We start from the raw sequence: 16,953 nt of genomic DNA, 5'->3' as shown, positions 1-16,953 counted from the left end.
ATATTTAGTATGTCGACAGAATTATTAGTAAGCCGGGCTAAAATCATTTGTGATAAGAATGGCGCGCGCTTTACCTCTATCCGGGAAAAAGTGTTTCGGTTAATGGCTGAGACTGACGGCGGCATGGGAGCTTATGACTTGCTGGAGCGATTAAAACTGACCGAGCCAGCCGCAAAACCCGCCACTATTTATCGTGCACTTGAGTTTTTAACCGAACAGGGGTTTATTCATAAAATTGAATCCAGCAACGCCTTTATGTTGTGCCACCACTTTGGCCATCACCATCCGGCTCAGTTACTGATCTGTGACAAATGCGGCAGCGTTAACGAATTACATTCTGACGTCTTGCAACAGGAGTTTGGTACCCTTGCCAAGAAACAGGGTTTTCAAATTAAGCACCAGACCATTGAAGCCCATGGTTTTTGTCATAAATGCCAGCAAGTTTGATAAACTATAGTAAAGTCATCAGCTGGCTTGTAGGATCATTCAATTTCTCCTAATCTTATAATGGCTTGCTGGAATAATCCATCGAACAACTAACAGGCGCGCTCCATGAATGTTGAGTATATAAACCCGTTTCTTTCTTCTCTTGTTAATGTTTTAGCAACGATGGCTAATACCACCATTGTGCCGGGTCAGCCTCGAATAAAGAAAGACGAAATAGCACGTGGAGATGTGTCAGGGTTAATTGGCATGGTTGGTACCGATATAAAAGGCTCTTTTTCAGTCAGTTTTGAAGAAAATCTGGCATTAGAAGTGATGTACCGGATGCTGGGTGAAAAGCCTCAAACCATTAATGCCGATGTTACCGATATGGTGGGTGAGATAACCAATATGGTCACCGGTGGTGCCAAACGTATTTTAGGCGATAAAGGCTACGAGTTTTCGATGGCAACACCGATAGTCGTGTCGGGTAAAGCTCACACTATTACGCATAAATGTGAGGGCCCAACTATTTTAATGCCTTTCGATTCAGAATTTGGCAAAGTGCATATTGAAGTTAGTTTTGATAAATAGCCCCTGTAGCAGACGCCTGTTTCAGTTTGCTACGTTTGTAACATACTGATAATCAACTCGTGGCGTAATATTGCAAAGCAGCTCATAAGGAATAGTATCAGCGCATTCAGCCACTCGCTCAATTGCCAACTCCGGGCCCCATAGTACTGCTTCGGCGCCAAGATTTTCAGTGGGGCTCTGACCTAAATCTACCGTAATCATGTCCATTGATACCCGGCCAACCAGCTTTACTTCCCGCCCTTCCAGCCATACTGGGGTATTGTTTCTGGCATGACGAGGATAACCATCACCATAACCAATGGCAATAACACCGATCCAGGTCGCAGTTGACGCTCGCCAGTGGCCACCATAACCTACGGTTTCGCCTTGCTTAACCTGCCGCATAGCAATCAATCTGCTGCTTAAGCGCATGACAGGTTGCAGTAAATGCAGCTGACCATGTTGTTGTGGCAGCGGCGAAATGCCATGTAGCATTAAGCCTGGCCGCACCCAGTCACCATGGCTTTGTGGCAAGCTGATAATCGCTGCACTATTGGCCAGACTTTGTTGCTCAGCCTTGTCAGCACACAGCTGCTTAAATAATGTTAATTGTTGCACGGTCTCTGCTGAGCCAGGGAAATCAGCACAACTAAAGTGGCTCATTATCCGAATGCCTGGCTGAACTGCAGAGCACTGCCATAAACGACGGTAAAATTCAGCAAATTGTTCCGGCGCAACACCCAGCCGATGCATGCCAGTATCAATTTTTAACCAGATTTTAAGCTGGCCCTCTAATTCGGCTTGCTCCAGTGCTTGCAACTGCAATTCGTTGTGTACCACGGTCTGCAGATTATTAGCCAGCAAAACGGGTAACTCCGCAGCTTCGTAAAAGCCTTCCAGCAATACTATCGGTTTAACAACACCTGCAGTACGCAAGGCCAACGCTTCATCAATTCTCGCCACAGCAAACGCATCGGCTTCAGCTAAGGCCTGAGCCACCCGTACCAGGCCATGTCCATAAGCATTGGCCTTGAGTACTGCCAACACTTTACTGGCCGGTGCCAATTGCTGTACCCGTCGCAAATTATGAGCAAGCGCCGCCAGATTTATCTGGGCTACCGGCCGCCGTGACATTAATACTCATCCTCAAAGCGGGCACTGCCAGCATAGTTATCAAAGCGTGAGAAATGGCCATGGAAGGTTAATCGCACTTTACCGATGGGCCCATTACGCTGCTTACCGATGATAATTTCGGCCAGGCCCTTTTCGGCACTGTCTTCGTGGTACACCTCGTCGCGATAAATGAACATGATTAAATCGGCGTCCTGCTCTATTGAGCCCGACTCCCGTAAATCCGAGTTAACCGGCCGTTTATCGGCCCGTTGTTCCAGACCACGGTTTAGCTGCGATAAGGCAATAACCGGCACTTTCAGCTCTTTGGCCAACGATTTTAACGAGCGGGAAATTTCAGCAATTTCCAGGGTTCGGTTTTCACTTAAGCCCGGCACGGTCATTAACTGTAAATAGTCGACCATGATCATACTCAGGCCACCATGCTCACGCGCGACCCGTCTTGCACGAGACCTCACTTCGGTCGGGGTAAGACCAGAAGCATCATCGATATACATCTTGCCTTTGCTGTTTAACAGCTCAATGGCGGAGGATAACCGCGCCCAGTCTTCATCTTCCAGCTGGCCAGTGCGTACCTTAGTCTGGTTAATCCGGCCAAGTGAGGCCAGCATCCGCATCATAATCTGATCAGAGGGCATCTCGAGGCTGAATATCAGTACCGGCTTGTCGCTGGTAATAGCCGCATGTTCACACAGGTTCATGGCAAAGGTGGTTTTACCCATCGACGGTCGGGCGGCGACGATAATTAAATCGGATGGCTGAAAGCCGTTGGTCATCTTATCCAGATCCATATAGCCGGAAGACAAACCGGTAATACCGGTTTGTGGTGAGCGGAACAAGGCATCAATTTTATCGATAGTTTTTGCCAGAATATTATTAATCGGCTCCGGGCCTTCATTGGCGTTGGCCCGCTGCTCGGCAATTTTAAACACCTTACTCTCGGCAAAATCTAACAGCTCTGCTGACGTGCGACCCTGGGTATCATAACCCGCATCGGCAATGTCATGGGCCACGGCTATCATATCGCGCACCACAGCGCGCTCACGCACGATATCGGCATACGCCATAATATTGGCAGCGCTAGGCGTGTTTTTAGCTATTTCACCTAAATAAGCAAAGCCGCCAATATCGTCTAATTGCTGGTTTGCTTCTAAGGCTTCGGAAACAGTTATTAAATCAATTGGCTGATTCGCTTCGGCAATTCTGGCCATGGCACTGAAAATAAAGCGGTGTGAGCGCAGGTAAAAATCCTGCTCCACCACTTTTTCTGACACCCGGTCCCAGGCCTGATTATCCAGCATTAAACCGCCCAGCACAGATTGCTCAGCTTCGATAGAGTGCGGGGGCATTTTCAGGCCGGCGACCTGCTTGTCTTTATTACTGCTCATAACACCTGACAGAGTTGGAAATAACTGTGCAATGCTACCTTGCAAGCGGCAGAATAAAAAGCAACGTTGAGGATTTTTTTAAAACAAGTGGAGCAGGCTGGAAGAAAAACAAAAAAGAGGGTGTCCGGAATAACAGGATGGCGCACTGCAAGGCAGTGCGCCAATAGCCTTAAGCTTCTGCAATAATAACAACTTTAACGGTCGCTACTACTTCAGCGTGCAACTGCAGATCGATATCGAACTCGCCAGTTTCACGTAAAGTACCATTTGGTAACTTCACTTCAGCTTTAGTCACTTTAACGCCAGCTTCAGTAATGGCATCTGCGATATCGCGGGTACCTACTGAACCGAACAGCTTACCTTCATCACCGGCTTTAGAAGCGATAGTCACTTCAGCCAGCTCTGCCAGCTTAGCAGCGCGGTCGTTAGCGGCAGCTAAATCAGCAGCCAACTTGGCTTCTAATTCAGCGCGACGCTGTTCAAACTTTTCGGTGTTAGCTTTGTTAGCCGGAACTGCTTTACCCTGTGGGAATAAGAAGTTACGAGCATAACCAGACTTAACAGTAACATTGTCACCTAAACCACCAAGGTTTGAGACTTTGTCTAACAGAATTACTTGCATACTTATACCCCTTCTGTATTAGCTGTGTGAGTCGCTGTACGGCAACAAGGCCAGGTAGCGAGCGCGCTTGATAGCACGAGCCAGCTGACGCTGATACTTAGCGCTGGTACCAGTAATACGGCTAGGTACGATTTTGCCGCTTTCTGTAACATAGTTCTTCAGAACAGCGGTATCTTTGTAATCAATCTCTACAGTGCCTTCTGCAGAAAAACGGCAGAATTTACGGCGACGGAAAAAACGTGACATTTGTCTGTCTCCTAACTTATTTGTTCAATCTGCTGGGCGTGCAGTACCAGTTTTGCCTGACCACTGCGGTTCTGGTGCCGGTTTAAAAACCCGCTGACCTTTACCATGCTACCCAACGTCAAAGTTTGAGCTTGCTGATGTAACACTGTGCCACTTAACACTGCTTGCATCCTGACATAAGCCTGACGGTTTAAGCCGGCTTCCTGCTGGTTACTGCGATGTTCAATAGTGATAACAGTGTGCGGGATACCCGCCGGACTCTCACTGCGTTCAGGGTGCCGGCATACGGCACCGCTAAGCACGATGATATTGTCCATCAAACTTACTCTTCGTTTTCTACCTGCTCTTCTGATTCACGAGGAGCACGGTCACGAGGACGCTCGTCACGTGAACGCTCTTCACGTACCTTAGCCATTGGTGATGGCTCAACTACGGCACCGTTAGTGCGCATAATCAGGTTACGTAATACAGCATCGTTGTAACGGAAGTTAGTTTCCAGCTCATCAATCACTGTTTGTGGTGCTTCCACGTTAAGCAACACATAGTGTGCTTTGTGCAGTTTCTGGATTGGGTAAGCCAGTTGACGACGACCCCAATCTTCCAAACGGTGGATAGTACCGCCCGCTTCTTTGATAGAGCCAGTGTAACGCTCAATCATGCCAGGCACTTGTTCACTCTGATCAGGGTGAACCATAAAAACGATTTCGTAATGACGCATTGTAGCTCCTTACGGTTAGTAAGCCTCGGGTGAGCTCGGCCGGGCTCGCATAGAGGCAAGGAACGTGAGTGTATGGCCGAAGGTCGCGTATTTTACGGAGTTAGCGGGTAAATAACAAGCAGAATATACGGCAAAGAATTTATAACCTAAACTAGTTGAAACATTTTAACTGCGCTGGCGTACTGCTTCGAATAGACAGATCCCGGCAGCAACAGACACATTGAGACTGGAAACAGAGCCAAACATCGGAATTTTCACCAGGCTGTCACAGGTTTCCCGGGTTAACCGGCGCAGGCCCTCACCTTCAGCGCCTAATACCAACGCTAATGGCCCTTTAAAGTCTGCCTGATAAATCGTCGTGTCAGTCTCGCCGGCAGCGCCGACTACCCATACCCCGGCGTCCTGTAATTCGCGCAGGGTACGGGCTAAATTAGTTACGGTAATAAAAGGCACGGCTTCGGCCGCACCACAAGCAACTTTACGCACGACCGACGTTAACTTTGCTGAACGGTCTTTGGGTGAGATCACGGCATGCACGCCAGCGGCATCGGCACTGCGTAAAATAGCGCCTAAGTTATGCGGATCGGTGACGCCATCAAGCACTAATAAAAACGGCTTATCTTTTTGCTCCAATAAGGTAGCCAGGTCGCTTTCATTACCGCTGCTGGCTAAGCGGGCTTTGGCAACAATACCCTGATGCTGGCCGCTGACCATGTCATCCAGGGTTCTTCTGTTGCAAAATTGAATAGAGATACCGTTTTGCCGTGCCTGCTGAATAAGGGGTTGCATCCGCTTATCTTCGCGATCCTTCATGATAAACAGCTCTAAAATATCCTGCGGTGCCCGTTCCAGCAGGGCATTAACGGCATGAATACCAAATACAAAATCTGCGTTCATTGTTAATTATTTCTCATTATTATCGTCATCTGCCGCAACTAAGATTTTTTAGCTTTGCGCCGTGGTTTTTTAACCGCACTTTTCGCTGCTTTAGGTTTATCCGCTTTTTTGGCTGCCGGTTTGGCAGAGGACTTAGCAGCACCTTTTGCACTACGCCTGGATGCGCCAGCGGTATTTGCCTCTTTCTCCGCAAAAGCAGCATTACGGCTGGCTTTCACCGCCCGTCCTGAAACATTATGTTTAGGCTCACCCACCACGGCCAGGTCAATTTTGCGTGACTCGAGACTCACCGCCAGTACTTTCACCTTAACCTGATCACCCATCCGGTAACTGACACCGCTGTGTTCGCCAAGTAATACCTGGCGCTGCGCATCAAACCGATAGTAGTCGTTTTGCAAGGAGGTGACGTGTACCAGGCCTTCTATATATAAATCGCTAAGCCGGACAAACAAACCAAAATTGGTGACCGTCGACACAACGCCGTCAAATTCGGTGCCCAGATGGTCCTGCATATATTCGCATTTTAACCAGTCAGATACTTCACGCGTGGCATCGTCGGCACGGCGTTCAGTCATCGAGCACTGCTCGCCAAAATGGCTGATTTCTTTTTCGCTGTAAGCGCGCTCACCGTTTACTTTAAGATTTTGCTTAACCAGAATCGCTTTAATGGCCCGATGCAATACTAAATCCGGATAACGGCGGATAGGTGAGGTAAAGTGAGCATACGCCTCCAGCGCCAGACCAAAGTGGCCCTGATTATCACCCTGATACACAGCCTGTTTCATTGAGCGCAGCATGGTGGTTTCAATCAGTTCCCGATCAGGCCGGTCCGCCAGGCTGGCTAACACCTGCGTTAATTCCAATGGCGTAGGCTCACTGGAAAGATTTGCCTCAATACCTAATTCTGCTAAGAACCGCCTAAAGTTAGCAAAGCGGTCTCCGTCGGGGCGTTCGTGCACCCGAAATAGCGCATGCGCCTCATGTTTCTCAATAAAACGGGCAGAAGCAACGTTAGCCATAATCATACATTCTTCAATGATTTTATGTGCCTCGTTACGATGTACCGGTACTATCTGTTCAATCTTACGGTGGCTGTTGAAAACAAACCGGGTTTCTACCGTTTCAAACTCGATTGCGCCGCGCTGGCCCCGTACTTTAGCCAACTTTTTATACAGACTGTACAAGGTTTCCAGATTGTTCAGGTTTGCGTTATATTGCTTGCGAAGTTCTGGATCGCCTTGCAAAATAGCGTGTACTTTATTGTAGGTAAACCGTGCTGCAGAGTGCATTACGGCTTCATAAAACTGATAACTCTCCAGTTTACCACTGGCACTGATATGCATTTCGGCAACAAAACATAAACGATCAGTATGCGGGTTGAGTGAGCAAAGGCCATTTGACAACGCTTCAGGCAGCATCGGTACCACATGATCAGGGAAATACACCGAATTACCACGCTCCAACGCGCTGCGATCCAGTGGCGTATCAGGTTTGACATAAGCACTGACATCAGCGATTGCAACCCACAGTTTCCAGCCGCCATTTTCTTTGGTTTCTGCATAAACTGCATCGTCAAAATCACGGGCATCTTCACCATCAATGGTAACCAGTGGCAATTTAGTCAAATCAACCCGGCCCAGCTTCGCCTCTGCAGGAACCTGCTCGCCGTATTTAGACACTTGATCTAACACCGCCTGCGGGAATTCATGTGGAATTTGATGATTGCGAATGGCGACTTCAATTTCCATACCGGGCGCCATATGCTCACCCAATACCTCAGTCACTTTACCCACCGCACTAACCCGCTTCGAGGGGCGCTGAGTAATTTCTACCAGTACTATCTGGCCATGGCGTGCGGCACCCTGCTCGCCCTCCGGGATCATAATATCCTGGGTAATACGCGGATCATCCGGCACCACCACACACACAGCATGATCTTTATAATAACGGCCCACCACCGGCTCGGTACGAGGTTCGAGCACCCGTACCACGCGAGCTTCAATTTTATCTTTGCTTTTCATTGCTGCGGCGGTAGCCAGTACCTTGTCTCCCGGCAAAACCCGCTGCATTTCATGATAGGGCAGATACCAATCCGGCCCGCCCTGTTCCAGCTTCAAAAAACCAAACCCTTCCCGATGGCCGATTACTACGCCTTTCACCAAATCCATATGATCTACCAGACCATAGCGTTTACTCTTGGTAAAAATAAGCTGACCGTCACGTTCCATTGCCCGTAAGCGCTTTTTCAGGGCAAAGATGGCGTCGTCATCTGTCAGGCCTAGCTCGGTAACTAATTCATCGAAGTAGGCCGGTTGTTGCCGCTTTTCGATATGTTCCAGGATAAACTCCCGGCTGGGGATGGGGTTGTCGTATTTTTCTTGCTCACGCGCAAGATGCGGATCATTTACCGTCATTAATTAAACTTTAATTTCCTATTTTCATGTAATGAGTGTAACAGCTAAGCAGAAACATGGGATGAATTTCATTTGACAGGTCTTCTGGCGTTGGTCACCACCCGTTCAGGCATCTTCTTGGCAAGCTGTTGCAGCAATTTAGTTATTCTAGCATGAGTGTTGGCGTCTGCACTAATGGCATGATGTAACCAGCGATAACTTTGCTCGTAATCAACCGGCGAACCGTAACCGTCGACCAAAAGCTGGGCATAGCGCAGTTTAGCGTTTAAGTTACCCATCGCCGCGGCTTCATGTAAGTAAACCAGGGCTTTATCAATATCTACCTGGACAAAGCGACCAATATGATAATAGCGTCCTACCTGCTCCAGTGCTTCGGGTAGCCCTTGCGCTGCAGCCTGCAGCATTAAATCCCAGCCTCGCTCAACGTTACGTGGTACACAGACCGCGTACGCCAGCATATCGCCGTACAGAAATTGGTAGGCAGGTAGCTGCATAATATCTGCCCGCGCCTCAATATCCTGCACCAGCTGGCAATCATCTGCACGCACCTGGCGCAGGTGGCTATTGGTTTTAATTAAATCCAATAGTTCGTCCTGACTGTACAACTGAACAGCATCTACTTGCTGCGCCATAACAGGGACAGTGGCCAGTAAGCTCATCAGCAACGCAACGGAGAATATAAAAAACGTTTTCATAGGGCGTCAAATAACCATTTATTTATGCAGACCAATAATTTTTACGTGCAAAAAATACGCCATAGATACTTATTGCTCATGGTAACGCAGCCATTGTGGTTGCACTTGCTCCACAGTTCGCCGCTGCTGCAGGCTCTGACCACTAACCGCTACTGCGGAGCAACTGTCGTTATCCATATAGGCAAGAGCTTCGGCATACAGGGGGTCATCGCTTACCCCCCAGTCACCGGCAACCGAGGCGTTTACCGGACAATTCGGGCTAAGCCCGTTAAAGTAATCACCAAAATCTAACGCATTAATCGTTTGAAAATTAATAGCAAATAGCCGGTAATCGCCGACCCGGTCTGGCACCTGCCCCACCGGCTTACCACAGGTGGTTTCGCCAATTTGTACCACATCGATAAAGGGGTTCAGCGCATTGATGACCAGTTCACTCGATGAGCAACTACCCGCTGTGGTTAACACAAATACCCGCGGCAAATTCAAATTAGTGCGTCCGGCCCCCAGTGCAAAAGCAACTGTACTGTTTTTCCGGGTATTTTTATCGTTGTAGCGATACTTAACGAAAATATTGCCCTGCAATTTAGGTAAGGCAATATGCGAACTCAGCTGATTTGCCACCCGGATTAAGCCGCCGCCGTTGTAGCGTAAATCCAGCACCAATTCGTCAATATTCTGCTGCGCGAAAAAGCTGAATGCCTGTTCCAACTCAGTTTCCGATAATTCAATAAAAGTATTAAATACCAGATAGCCGACTTTTTTATCGCCCACCTGAGCGACCGAGCGGTGCATTACAGTGTTAGTGCTGACAGTGCTCTTTACAAAGTCAGCCTGACGCTGGCTGTTGTCCGGCTTACGCCAGACGAATTGCCGCACCACCCCTTCTTCGTTCGGACCGTAAATGTCATCATTGGTGGCAGTACCGGCATCCAGTCGCGTTAACCACTCAGCAACGCTGATACCATCAATTTCAATTATTTTATCGGCCCGGCGCAAGCCACGCTGGGCGGCAGAGCCGGCATCATAAACATAAAGCACCTGCAGCGCGGTATTGTTATCCGTACGTTGAGTGGCAAAACCATAGCCAAAAAACACCGCATTAATGTAACGGTCCTGATATTGCTGCTCAGTCATGATAAAACTATAACGATCACGCTCAGCAATTACCTGATTTAAGTAAGCCGAGGGGGTATTGAATGCAAGGGGATTAACTCCGCTCTTCAGCTCGTCGTACCACAGATAGTCTGCGGTTAATTTGCAGTACACCTGACTATTAATGTCACTGCGGTCACACTCTGCAATATTAATCGACGCACTGTCATCAGCGCTGTCAGACCCACCACAACCCGCTAGCAGTAAACTTAACATTAATACCAGAAGCTTGTTCATCAGATAACTCCCACCCTCGTAACGGCATCGTATAAAAAAACGCCACCAAATGGCAGCGTTATTTTATACGAGCGACTTAGGCAAACGGATGCGTTAACACTATGGTCTGCACCCGATCCGGCCCGGTAGACACAATGTCAATTGGCACTCCGGTTAGTTGCTCCAACCGGCTGATATAATTGCGCGCTGCCTGAGGTAGTTTTTCTAATTGCTGAATACCAAAGGTATTGTCAGTCCAGCCCGGCATGGTTTCATATACCGGGGTTACCTGTTCATAGCCTTCTGCAGCCAGCGGAGGAGTGTCAAGTACGGTGCCGTCAGGTTGTTGATACCCCACACAAATACTTAGGGTTTCCAGACCGTCCAACACGTCCAGTTTAGTCAAACAAAAACCTGAAATACTGTTCAGCTGCACGGCACGGCGCACCGCCACTGCATCGAACCAGCCGGTGCGGCGTTTACGACCCGTGGTAGCACCAAACTCATGACCTTTAACACCCAAATGTTCACCAACTTCGCAATTAAGTTCAGTAGGGAACGGGCCTGAGCCCACGCGGGTTGTATAGGCTTTGACAATACCCAGCACATAATCCAGGTAGCGCGGGCCAAAACCACAGCCCGTCGCTACACCACCGGCGGTGGTATTAGACGACGTTACATAAGGGTAGGTACCGTGATCAATGTCCAACAGGGTTCCTTGCGCACCTTCGAACATGATTTTGTCACCATTCTTGCGGGCTTTATCCAGCAAATCGGTTACATCTACCACCATCGATTTTAGCAAGTCAGCCATTGCCAGCGCGTTGTCCAGCGTGGTCTGATAATCTACCGCATCGACTTTATAATACTGGGTCAGCGTGAAGTTATGCAGCTCCATTACCACTTTGAGCTTCTCTGCAAACAACTCAGGATTAAATAAATCCCCCACCCGCAAACCACGGCGTGCCACCTTATCTTCATACGCCGGGCCGATACCACGACCGGTAGTGCCGATAGCTTTATCACCACGCGCTTTTTCCCGCGCCACATCAAGGGCAACGTGAAAGGGCAGGATTAAGGGGCAGGCTTCACTGAGCAGTAATCGCTCTTTTACCGGCACGCCACGCTGCTCGAGCATGGTCATTTCTTTTAAAAAAGCTTCAGGGGATAGTACAACACCATTACCGATTACACATTTTACATTCGCGCGTAAAATGCCTGAGGGAATTAAATGTAATACTGTTTTTTCACCGTCAATAACCAACGTATGGCCGGCATTGTGGCCGCCTTGATAACGCACCACATAACTGGCTTTGTCGGTTAATAAGTCAACGATTTTACCTTTTCCTTCGTCACCCCATTGAGTGCCGAGCACAACGACGTTTTTGGCCATGGTTCCTACATCATGGAAAAAATTAGGCGAGGATTCTATCAAATCGCTGACCAACTTACAGCTGTGTTGCGGAAAAAAAGCCGAATTTTTATCCGGCTCCAGTGTTCGATAGTGTTTTAATCATGTTTCAAACAGGATAAGTCAAATGCTTCGCTGTTATGATATAAACCAAACCCAAAGCGTAAACGGTCAGTGCGGTAATCGGTAATTATGCCTTTATTTTTCAAAAATGCTGCTAATTCAGCAACCTCACTGGTACTTGCCAGCTTAAAAGTATAAAAATGGCCATGCTGTTCAGGGTTATGTAACAGCAGGCTTTGCTGATTAAGCAGCGGGTGATGCTGCCGGCCTAATTCCGTCAGGAACGCCTGTTGCAGTTGCTTAACATACTGATGAATTCTACCAACGGTGATACCCTGTTTTTTAAATAGCAACAATACCGCATGTAAACGATACAACGCCGTATAATCCATCGTTGCGCCGGCAAAGCGATTACCATCATTACTGTAAAGCACCAAAGCCGACTTCTCCGCAGCCAGGGTAGCAAACTCAGCGAACCAGCCTGTATACCAGGGCCGTTGATTGTTCCCAGGCGGCACTGCCATAAAACAACATCCCTCACCACCCTGGGCATACTTATAACTACCTGACAGATAAAATATCCGCTCTGCAATTGCTGACAAGTCGGTAGGCAATGCCATAAAGCCGTGATATCCATCGATAACCAGCATGGCGTCGGTAACCTCGGCTACTGCCAAAACAAAAGCGGGCAAATCGGCTATTGCATAACCAGAGTTAAAAAATACCTGGCTGCAAAAGACCATATCCGGCTGTTGCGCCTTTACCTCTGAGATAAACCGTTCGGTGAAACTGGCAAAAGGCTCTGTCGGCACACTAATCAGTTCGATATTATCAAATTCAGCAAGGCGTTTTGCCTGACGTTGAAAGCTATAAAACTCACTGTCTGTACTGATCACTTTGAGTGGTCTGGACAAGTCAAAACAACTAAACAGGCGCATCACTAATTCATGAGTATTACCCGCAAAAACAATTTGCTCTGGTGCTGGCAAGTTCAGAATATCTGCAAGCAGTTGCTGAGTTTGTGGGATCACCTGGCCAAAAATGTGCTGCCATTTGTCATCTACCATACTGGCACTGTCGTCCCAATAGGCAAGGGTGGCGTCACGGGTAACATCAGGCCAGTAATGATGAGAATGACTGGCAAAATGTTGCTTGTCCGGGTTGGCCTGTAAAAAACGCTGGTAAAAATGCTGATACATAGCGGCTCCGCTGTTCTGTAAAAAGAAATTGCTCAGACAAAAAAGGCCCTCCCGGGCCTTTTCAATATAGCTATATTGCTGGTTAGTTTTGCACTTTATCCGACGTCATATATTTAAAGAAGTCGTTATCAGGCTGTACTACCATAATATCTTGCTTGTCATTAAAGCTCTTTTTATAGGCTTCGAGGCTACGAACAAAAGAATAAAATTCAGCATTACGACTGTACACGTCTGCATAAATTTTTGCAGCCTGTGCGTCACCCTGACCACGCACAGCACGTGAATTACGCTCAGCATCTGCCAGCATAATCGTTACCCTGGCATCTACGTCAGCCCGGATAATATCTGATTCTTCCATACCACGAGAACGGTGTTCTCTTGCCACCGCATCACGCTCAGCTCTCATCCTTGCAAAAATCGAACTACTGACTTCTGTTGGCAGATTAATTTGCTTAACCCGGACGTCAATCACTTCAATTCCCAGTTCATTTGCTGCAGCACCTGCTTGTGCCAGTGCACTTTCCATTAACTGAGTCCGCTCACCTGAGACAATTTCCTGAATGGTCCGGGTACCAAACTCTGTCCGTAAACCATTATTGATATACTGTTTTAACAGCACTTCGGCCTGCGATGTAATACCGCCGGTTGACAGAAAATAAGCACCAAAATCTTTAATCCGCCATTTGACATAGCTGTCGACCAACAAATCTTTTTTCTCTGCAGTGACAAAGCGATCTGGCTGGTCATCCAGAGTCTGGATCCGTGAATCCAGTTTGCGTACCACTTCAATCATCGGCATTTTTAAGTGTAAACCTGGCTCGTATACTACTACCTGGCCGGCATCATCCCGCTGGATTTTACCGAACTGAGTAACAATGGCACGCTTACCTTCCGGCACCACAAATAGTGCAGACACTACAATGATTGCGACGACTACAATAATAGCGATAATAAAATTCTTCATAACTTAACCCCTTCCGCTACGTGTCGAACCGCTTCGCAAACTATCCTGCTGTTGCGGCGTACTGTCATTGCTGCGAGCTGGCATTGGTGCCGGGTTAACGGTATTGCTGTTGCTGCTGCCCGATTGATTCATCAACTTATCGAGTGGCAAATACATTATATTGTTGCTGTTTTTAACATCTACAACCACTTTAGACGTATTGCTGTATACCGACTCCATCGTTTCCAGATACAAACGGTCACGGGTCACTTTAGGTGCAGCCAGATACTCTGGTAACAGCTGTTCAAAACGGGCAACTTCACCCTGCGCTTTTAACACAATTTGCTGTTTATACGCTTCTGCTTCTTGCATTACCCGGTTAACCTGGCCACGAGCCCGAGGTTCAATTTCCCGCGCATAAGCCTGCGCTTCCTGCACAAAACGCTCCTGATCTTCCTGTGCTTTAATAGCATCATCGAAAGCATCACGAACTTCTTCCGGAGGCCGTGCATCACGGAAGTTAACATCAACCAGATTTAAACCCATGTTGTATGGTGCAATAATCGACTCTAGTTCCTCACGGGTGTTCTGGCGAACCACTTCACGGCCACGGGTTAATACGTCATCCATAATCGAATGACCAATAACAAACCGCAGCGCGGCGTCGGTTGCTTCACCTAAGCTGCGATCAGCATCTACCACGGAAAATAAATAGTCGCGTGCGTTGTAAATACGATACTGCACCTCAAAGGTTACCCGCACCAGGTTTTGGTCTTGCGTCAGCATAAATCCATCAGAGCGCAATGACTTAACTTCCTGAACGTTGACCGGAGTTACCGTATCGATAAAAGTTGGTTTCCAGTGAATACCAGCACCAACCTCGGTATGGTACTGACCAAAGCGCAGGATAACGCCACGTTCAGCATCTTTAATCGTGTAAAAGCCGCTGATTGCCCAAACTACCGCAGCAATAACCAGGATAAGGATTAACGCCGCAGAGGCACCATTCCCCGAAGATTTATTACCACCACCGAAAATGCCGCCAAACTTTTTACCAAAATTGCGGAATACTTCATCTAAATCGGGTGGACCCTGGTCACGACCGCCCTGTTTCCAAGGGTCGTTGTTTTTACCATTGTTACCCGGCTCATTCCAAGCCATGTTTAACTCCATCTCAAGTTTTAAAATTAACGGTTAATGTATCAAATATCCGGCGCTGTGACGATATAGTTTTCCAGCTCACCATCGCTTTGCTTCACCATGCGTGCCCACTGCGCCACGGAAAGCCTGATATCCAGCCAACAAATGCCTTCATCATCAAATTGCTCAGCACTGATCACCTGCAGTTCATGCAATTTCGCCCGCCAGGCCGGACAATCTGGCGGTAAAGCTAATCGTAACTGCAAATGCTCAGTGGATAGCAAACTGGCAATGGCGTGTTGTAACAACCCCAGACCGTCCCCTGTTAGCGCAGACAGGTAAACGGATCGTGGCAGACCGTCGTCACCATAGTCTATACGCGCCGACTGGCCCATTTGGTCTACTTTATTAAAAACCTGCAATTGCATCACGGTATCGGCGTCAATATCGGTTAACACCTGCTGCACCGACGCCATATTTTCTTCACGGCGATGATCGGCGCCATCAATCACGTGCAGTTGTAAATCGGCGTCGCGGGTTTCTTGTAATGTTGATTTAAAGGCCGCTACCAGATTGTGAGGTAAATGCCGGATGAAACCAACAGTATCGGCCAGAACTATCGGTCCGAAATTCTCAAGTTTAACCTGGCGCAGAGTGGGGTCGAGAGTAGCAAAAAGCTGGTCAGCAGCATACACGCTGGCTTGGGTTAAACGGTTAAATAACGTTGATTTGCCCGCATTAGTGTAACCGACAATAGACACCACCGGAGTGGCACTGCGCTGGCGTGACTTGCGGCCCTGCTCACGCTGCAGACTGATTTTATCGAGCCGTTGCAATAATGCTTTTACCCGCTCCCGTAATAACCGCCGGTCAGTCTCCAGCCTGGTTTCACCCGGCCCCCGTAAACCAATCCCACCTTTTTGGCGCTCAGCATTGTCCCAGCCCCGCACCAGGCGGGACGCCAGATGCTGCAACTGAGCTAACTCAACCTGCAACTTACCTTCATAAGTGCGGGCTCGCTGGGCAAATATATCAAGTATTAACGTAGTTCGGTCAATTACCCTGGCCTGTAATAAATGCTCAAGGTTGCGGGTTTGGCTGGGGCTTAAGATATGGTTAAAGATAACAACCGACGCTGCAAACTGTTCAACAACAGTTTTAATTTCTTCGGCTTTACCTGAACCCACGAACAATCGTGTATCTGGCGCACGACGATTTGCGGTAACAGTATGCATAGCAATCACGTTTGCAGAAGCAACCAACATGGTTAGCTCCTGCAAATCTTCATTGCTATGCTCTTGCGGAAAGTTTACATGAACCAGAATGGCTTGTTCTGCAAGCTCGGCTAAATCAAACAAGCGCTATTGCTCCTGGTTTTTATTCTACGTCCTCGCCTTCACTGTCGCTTTGCCCGGCACCATGGCTAACCATAGTGTTGACGGCGCGGGATGGCACAACGGTAGAAATCGCATGTTTATAAACCATTTGGCTTACGGTGTTTTTCAGTAAAATGACGAATTGATCAAAAGATTCAATCTGCCCCTGAAGTTTAATTCCATTCACCAGGTAAATAGAGACCGGAATGCGCTCTCGTCTTAAGGTGTTTAAAAATGGATCTTGTAAAGATTGGCCCTTTGCCATGTGCCGCTTTCCTTATTTTTATTAGTGACCTGTATATAGGTATTATTTTTTTTATTTCAAGTTGTTAAAACCAACTTTTTT

Annotated in this window: 18 protein-coding genes; 2 read left to right on the top strand and 16 right to left on the bottom strand. The window is 47.9% G+C overall.

The window, feature by feature from the left end:
* Window positions 1-9: 9 nt before the first annotated feature.
* Together zur and B2Q61_RS03695 are read left to right on the top strand one after the other, a co-directional pair.
* Window positions 10-447: a zinc uptake transcriptional repressor Zur gene (gene zur, locus B2Q61_RS03700; RefSeq protein WP_290621433.1), complete on the top strand. Its 438-nt coding sequence runs from the start codon at window positions 10-12 to the stop codon at window positions 445-447.
* Window positions 448-552: 105 nt separating this feature from the next.
* Window positions 553-1,017, top strand: a complete 465-nt coding sequence (locus tag B2Q61_RS03695) for a chemotaxis protein CheX (protein ID WP_290621432.1) — start codon at window positions 553-555, stop codon at window positions 1,015-1,017.
* A 21-nt stretch (window positions 1,018-1,038) separates the two neighbouring features.
* Here the strand turns inward: B2Q61_RS03695 and alr are convergent, their stop codons facing one another.
* The 16 genes from alr to hfq form a co-directional block, all read right to left on the bottom strand.
* On the bottom strand, window positions 1,039-2,130 hold the full coding sequence (gene alr, locus B2Q61_RS03690) for an alanine racemase (RefSeq protein WP_290621431.1): 1,092 nt from the start codon (window positions 2,128-2,130) through the stop codon (window positions 1,039-1,041).
* Window positions 2,130-3,515 carry a replicative DNA helicase gene (dnaB, locus tag B2Q61_RS03685; protein WP_019675939.1) on the bottom strand — a complete coding sequence of 462 codons (1,386 nt, stop codon included), beginning with the start codon at window positions 3,513-3,515 and terminating at the stop codon, window positions 2,130-2,132. The genes alr and dnaB overlap by 1 nt, the downstream gene beginning before the upstream one ends.
* 169 nt (window positions 3,516-3,684) lie before the next feature.
* Entirely contained in the window at window positions 3,685-4,137 is a 453-nt protein-coding gene (gene rplI / locus B2Q61_RS03680) for a 50S ribosomal protein L9 (RefSeq protein WP_290621430.1), read from the bottom strand.
* 18 nt (window positions 4,138-4,155) lie between these two features.
* Window positions 4,156-4,383 carry a 30S ribosomal protein S18 gene (gene rpsR, locus B2Q61_RS03675; RefSeq protein WP_008218940.1) on the bottom strand — a complete coding sequence of 76 codons (228 nt, stop codon included), beginning with the start codon at window positions 4,381-4,383 and terminating at the stop codon, window positions 4,156-4,158.
* Between the two features lie 11 nt (window positions 4,384-4,394).
* Entirely contained in the window at window positions 4,395-4,700 is a 306-nt protein-coding gene (priB, locus tag B2Q61_RS03670) for a primosomal replication protein N (protein WP_019675937.1), read from the bottom strand.
* A 5-nt stretch (window positions 4,701-4,705) separates the two neighbouring features.
* Window positions 4,706-5,101 (bottom strand): 30S ribosomal protein S6, encoded by a 396-nt coding sequence (gene rpsF, locus B2Q61_RS03665; protein ID WP_290621429.1) that lies wholly within the window; start codon window positions 5,099-5,101, stop codon window positions 4,706-4,708.
* Window positions 5,102-5,266: 165 nt separating this feature from the next.
* Window positions 5,267-5,998: a 23S rRNA (guanosine(2251)-2'-O)-methyltransferase RlmB gene (gene rlmB, locus B2Q61_RS03660; protein ID WP_290621428.1), complete on the bottom strand. Its 732-nt coding sequence runs from the start codon at window positions 5,996-5,998 to the stop codon at window positions 5,267-5,269.
* A 38-nt stretch (window positions 5,999-6,036) separates the two neighbouring features.
* The gene (rnr, locus tag B2Q61_RS03655; protein WP_290621427.1) at window positions 6,037-8,412 is read right to left on the bottom strand and encodes a ribonuclease R; all 2,376 of its coding nucleotides are present in this window, start codon (window positions 8,410-8,412) and stop codon (window positions 6,037-6,039) included.
* Between the two features lie 68 nt (window positions 8,413-8,480).
* On the bottom strand, window positions 8,481-9,107 hold the full coding sequence (locus tag B2Q61_RS03650; RefSeq protein WP_290621426.1) for a tetratricopeptide repeat protein: 627 nt from the start codon (window positions 9,105-9,107) through the stop codon (window positions 8,481-8,483).
* 69 nt (window positions 9,108-9,176) lie between these two features.
* On the bottom strand, window positions 9,177-10,496 hold the full coding sequence (locus B2Q61_RS03645) for a S41 family peptidase (protein WP_290621425.1): 1,320 nt from the start codon (window positions 10,494-10,496) through the stop codon (window positions 9,177-9,179).
* 76 nt (window positions 10,497-10,572) lie between these two features.
* Window positions 10,573-11,868, bottom strand: coding sequence for an adenylosuccinate synthase (locus B2Q61_RS03640; RefSeq protein ID WP_290621424.1), 1,296 nt, complete (start codon window positions 11,866-11,868; stop codon window positions 10,573-10,575).
* Window positions 11,869-11,984: 116 nt separating this feature from the next.
* Window positions 11,985-13,148 carry an aminotransferase class V-fold PLP-dependent enzyme gene (locus tag B2Q61_RS03635; protein WP_290621423.1) on the bottom strand — a complete coding sequence of 388 codons (1,164 nt, stop codon included), beginning with the start codon at window positions 13,146-13,148 and terminating at the stop codon, window positions 11,985-11,987.
* A gap of 82 nt (window positions 13,149-13,230) precedes the next feature.
* A complete protein-coding gene (gene hflC, locus B2Q61_RS03630) occupies window positions 13,231-14,112 on the bottom strand; it encodes a protease modulator HflC (protein WP_290621422.1) in 882 nt (293 codons plus the stop codon).
* A 3-nt stretch (window positions 14,113-14,115) separates the two neighbouring features.
* Window positions 14,116-15,252, bottom strand: a complete 1,137-nt coding sequence (gene hflK, locus B2Q61_RS03625; protein ID WP_290621421.1) for an FtsH protease activity modulator HflK — start codon at window positions 15,250-15,252, stop codon at window positions 14,116-14,118.
* 41 nt (window positions 15,253-15,293) lie between these two features.
* Window positions 15,294-16,589 (bottom strand): ribosome rescue GTPase HflX, encoded by a 1,296-nt coding sequence (gene hflX, locus B2Q61_RS03620; RefSeq protein ID WP_290621420.1) that lies wholly within the window; start codon window positions 16,587-16,589, stop codon window positions 15,294-15,296.
* A gap of 19 nt (window positions 16,590-16,608) precedes the next feature.
* Window positions 16,609-16,872: an RNA chaperone Hfq gene (gene hfq, locus B2Q61_RS03615; RefSeq protein ID WP_019675926.1), complete on the bottom strand. Its 264-nt coding sequence runs from the start codon at window positions 16,870-16,872 to the stop codon at window positions 16,609-16,611.
* Between the last annotated feature and the right edge of the window lie 81 nt (window positions 16,873-16,953).

The sequence above is a fragment of the Arsukibacterium sp. UBA5043 genome (genome assembly GCA_002415085.1).
Classification (GTDB): Bacteria; Pseudomonadota; Gammaproteobacteria; order Enterobacterales; family Alteromonadaceae; genus Alishewanella.
This window is presented reverse-complemented; position numbering and strand designations above follow the sequence as displayed.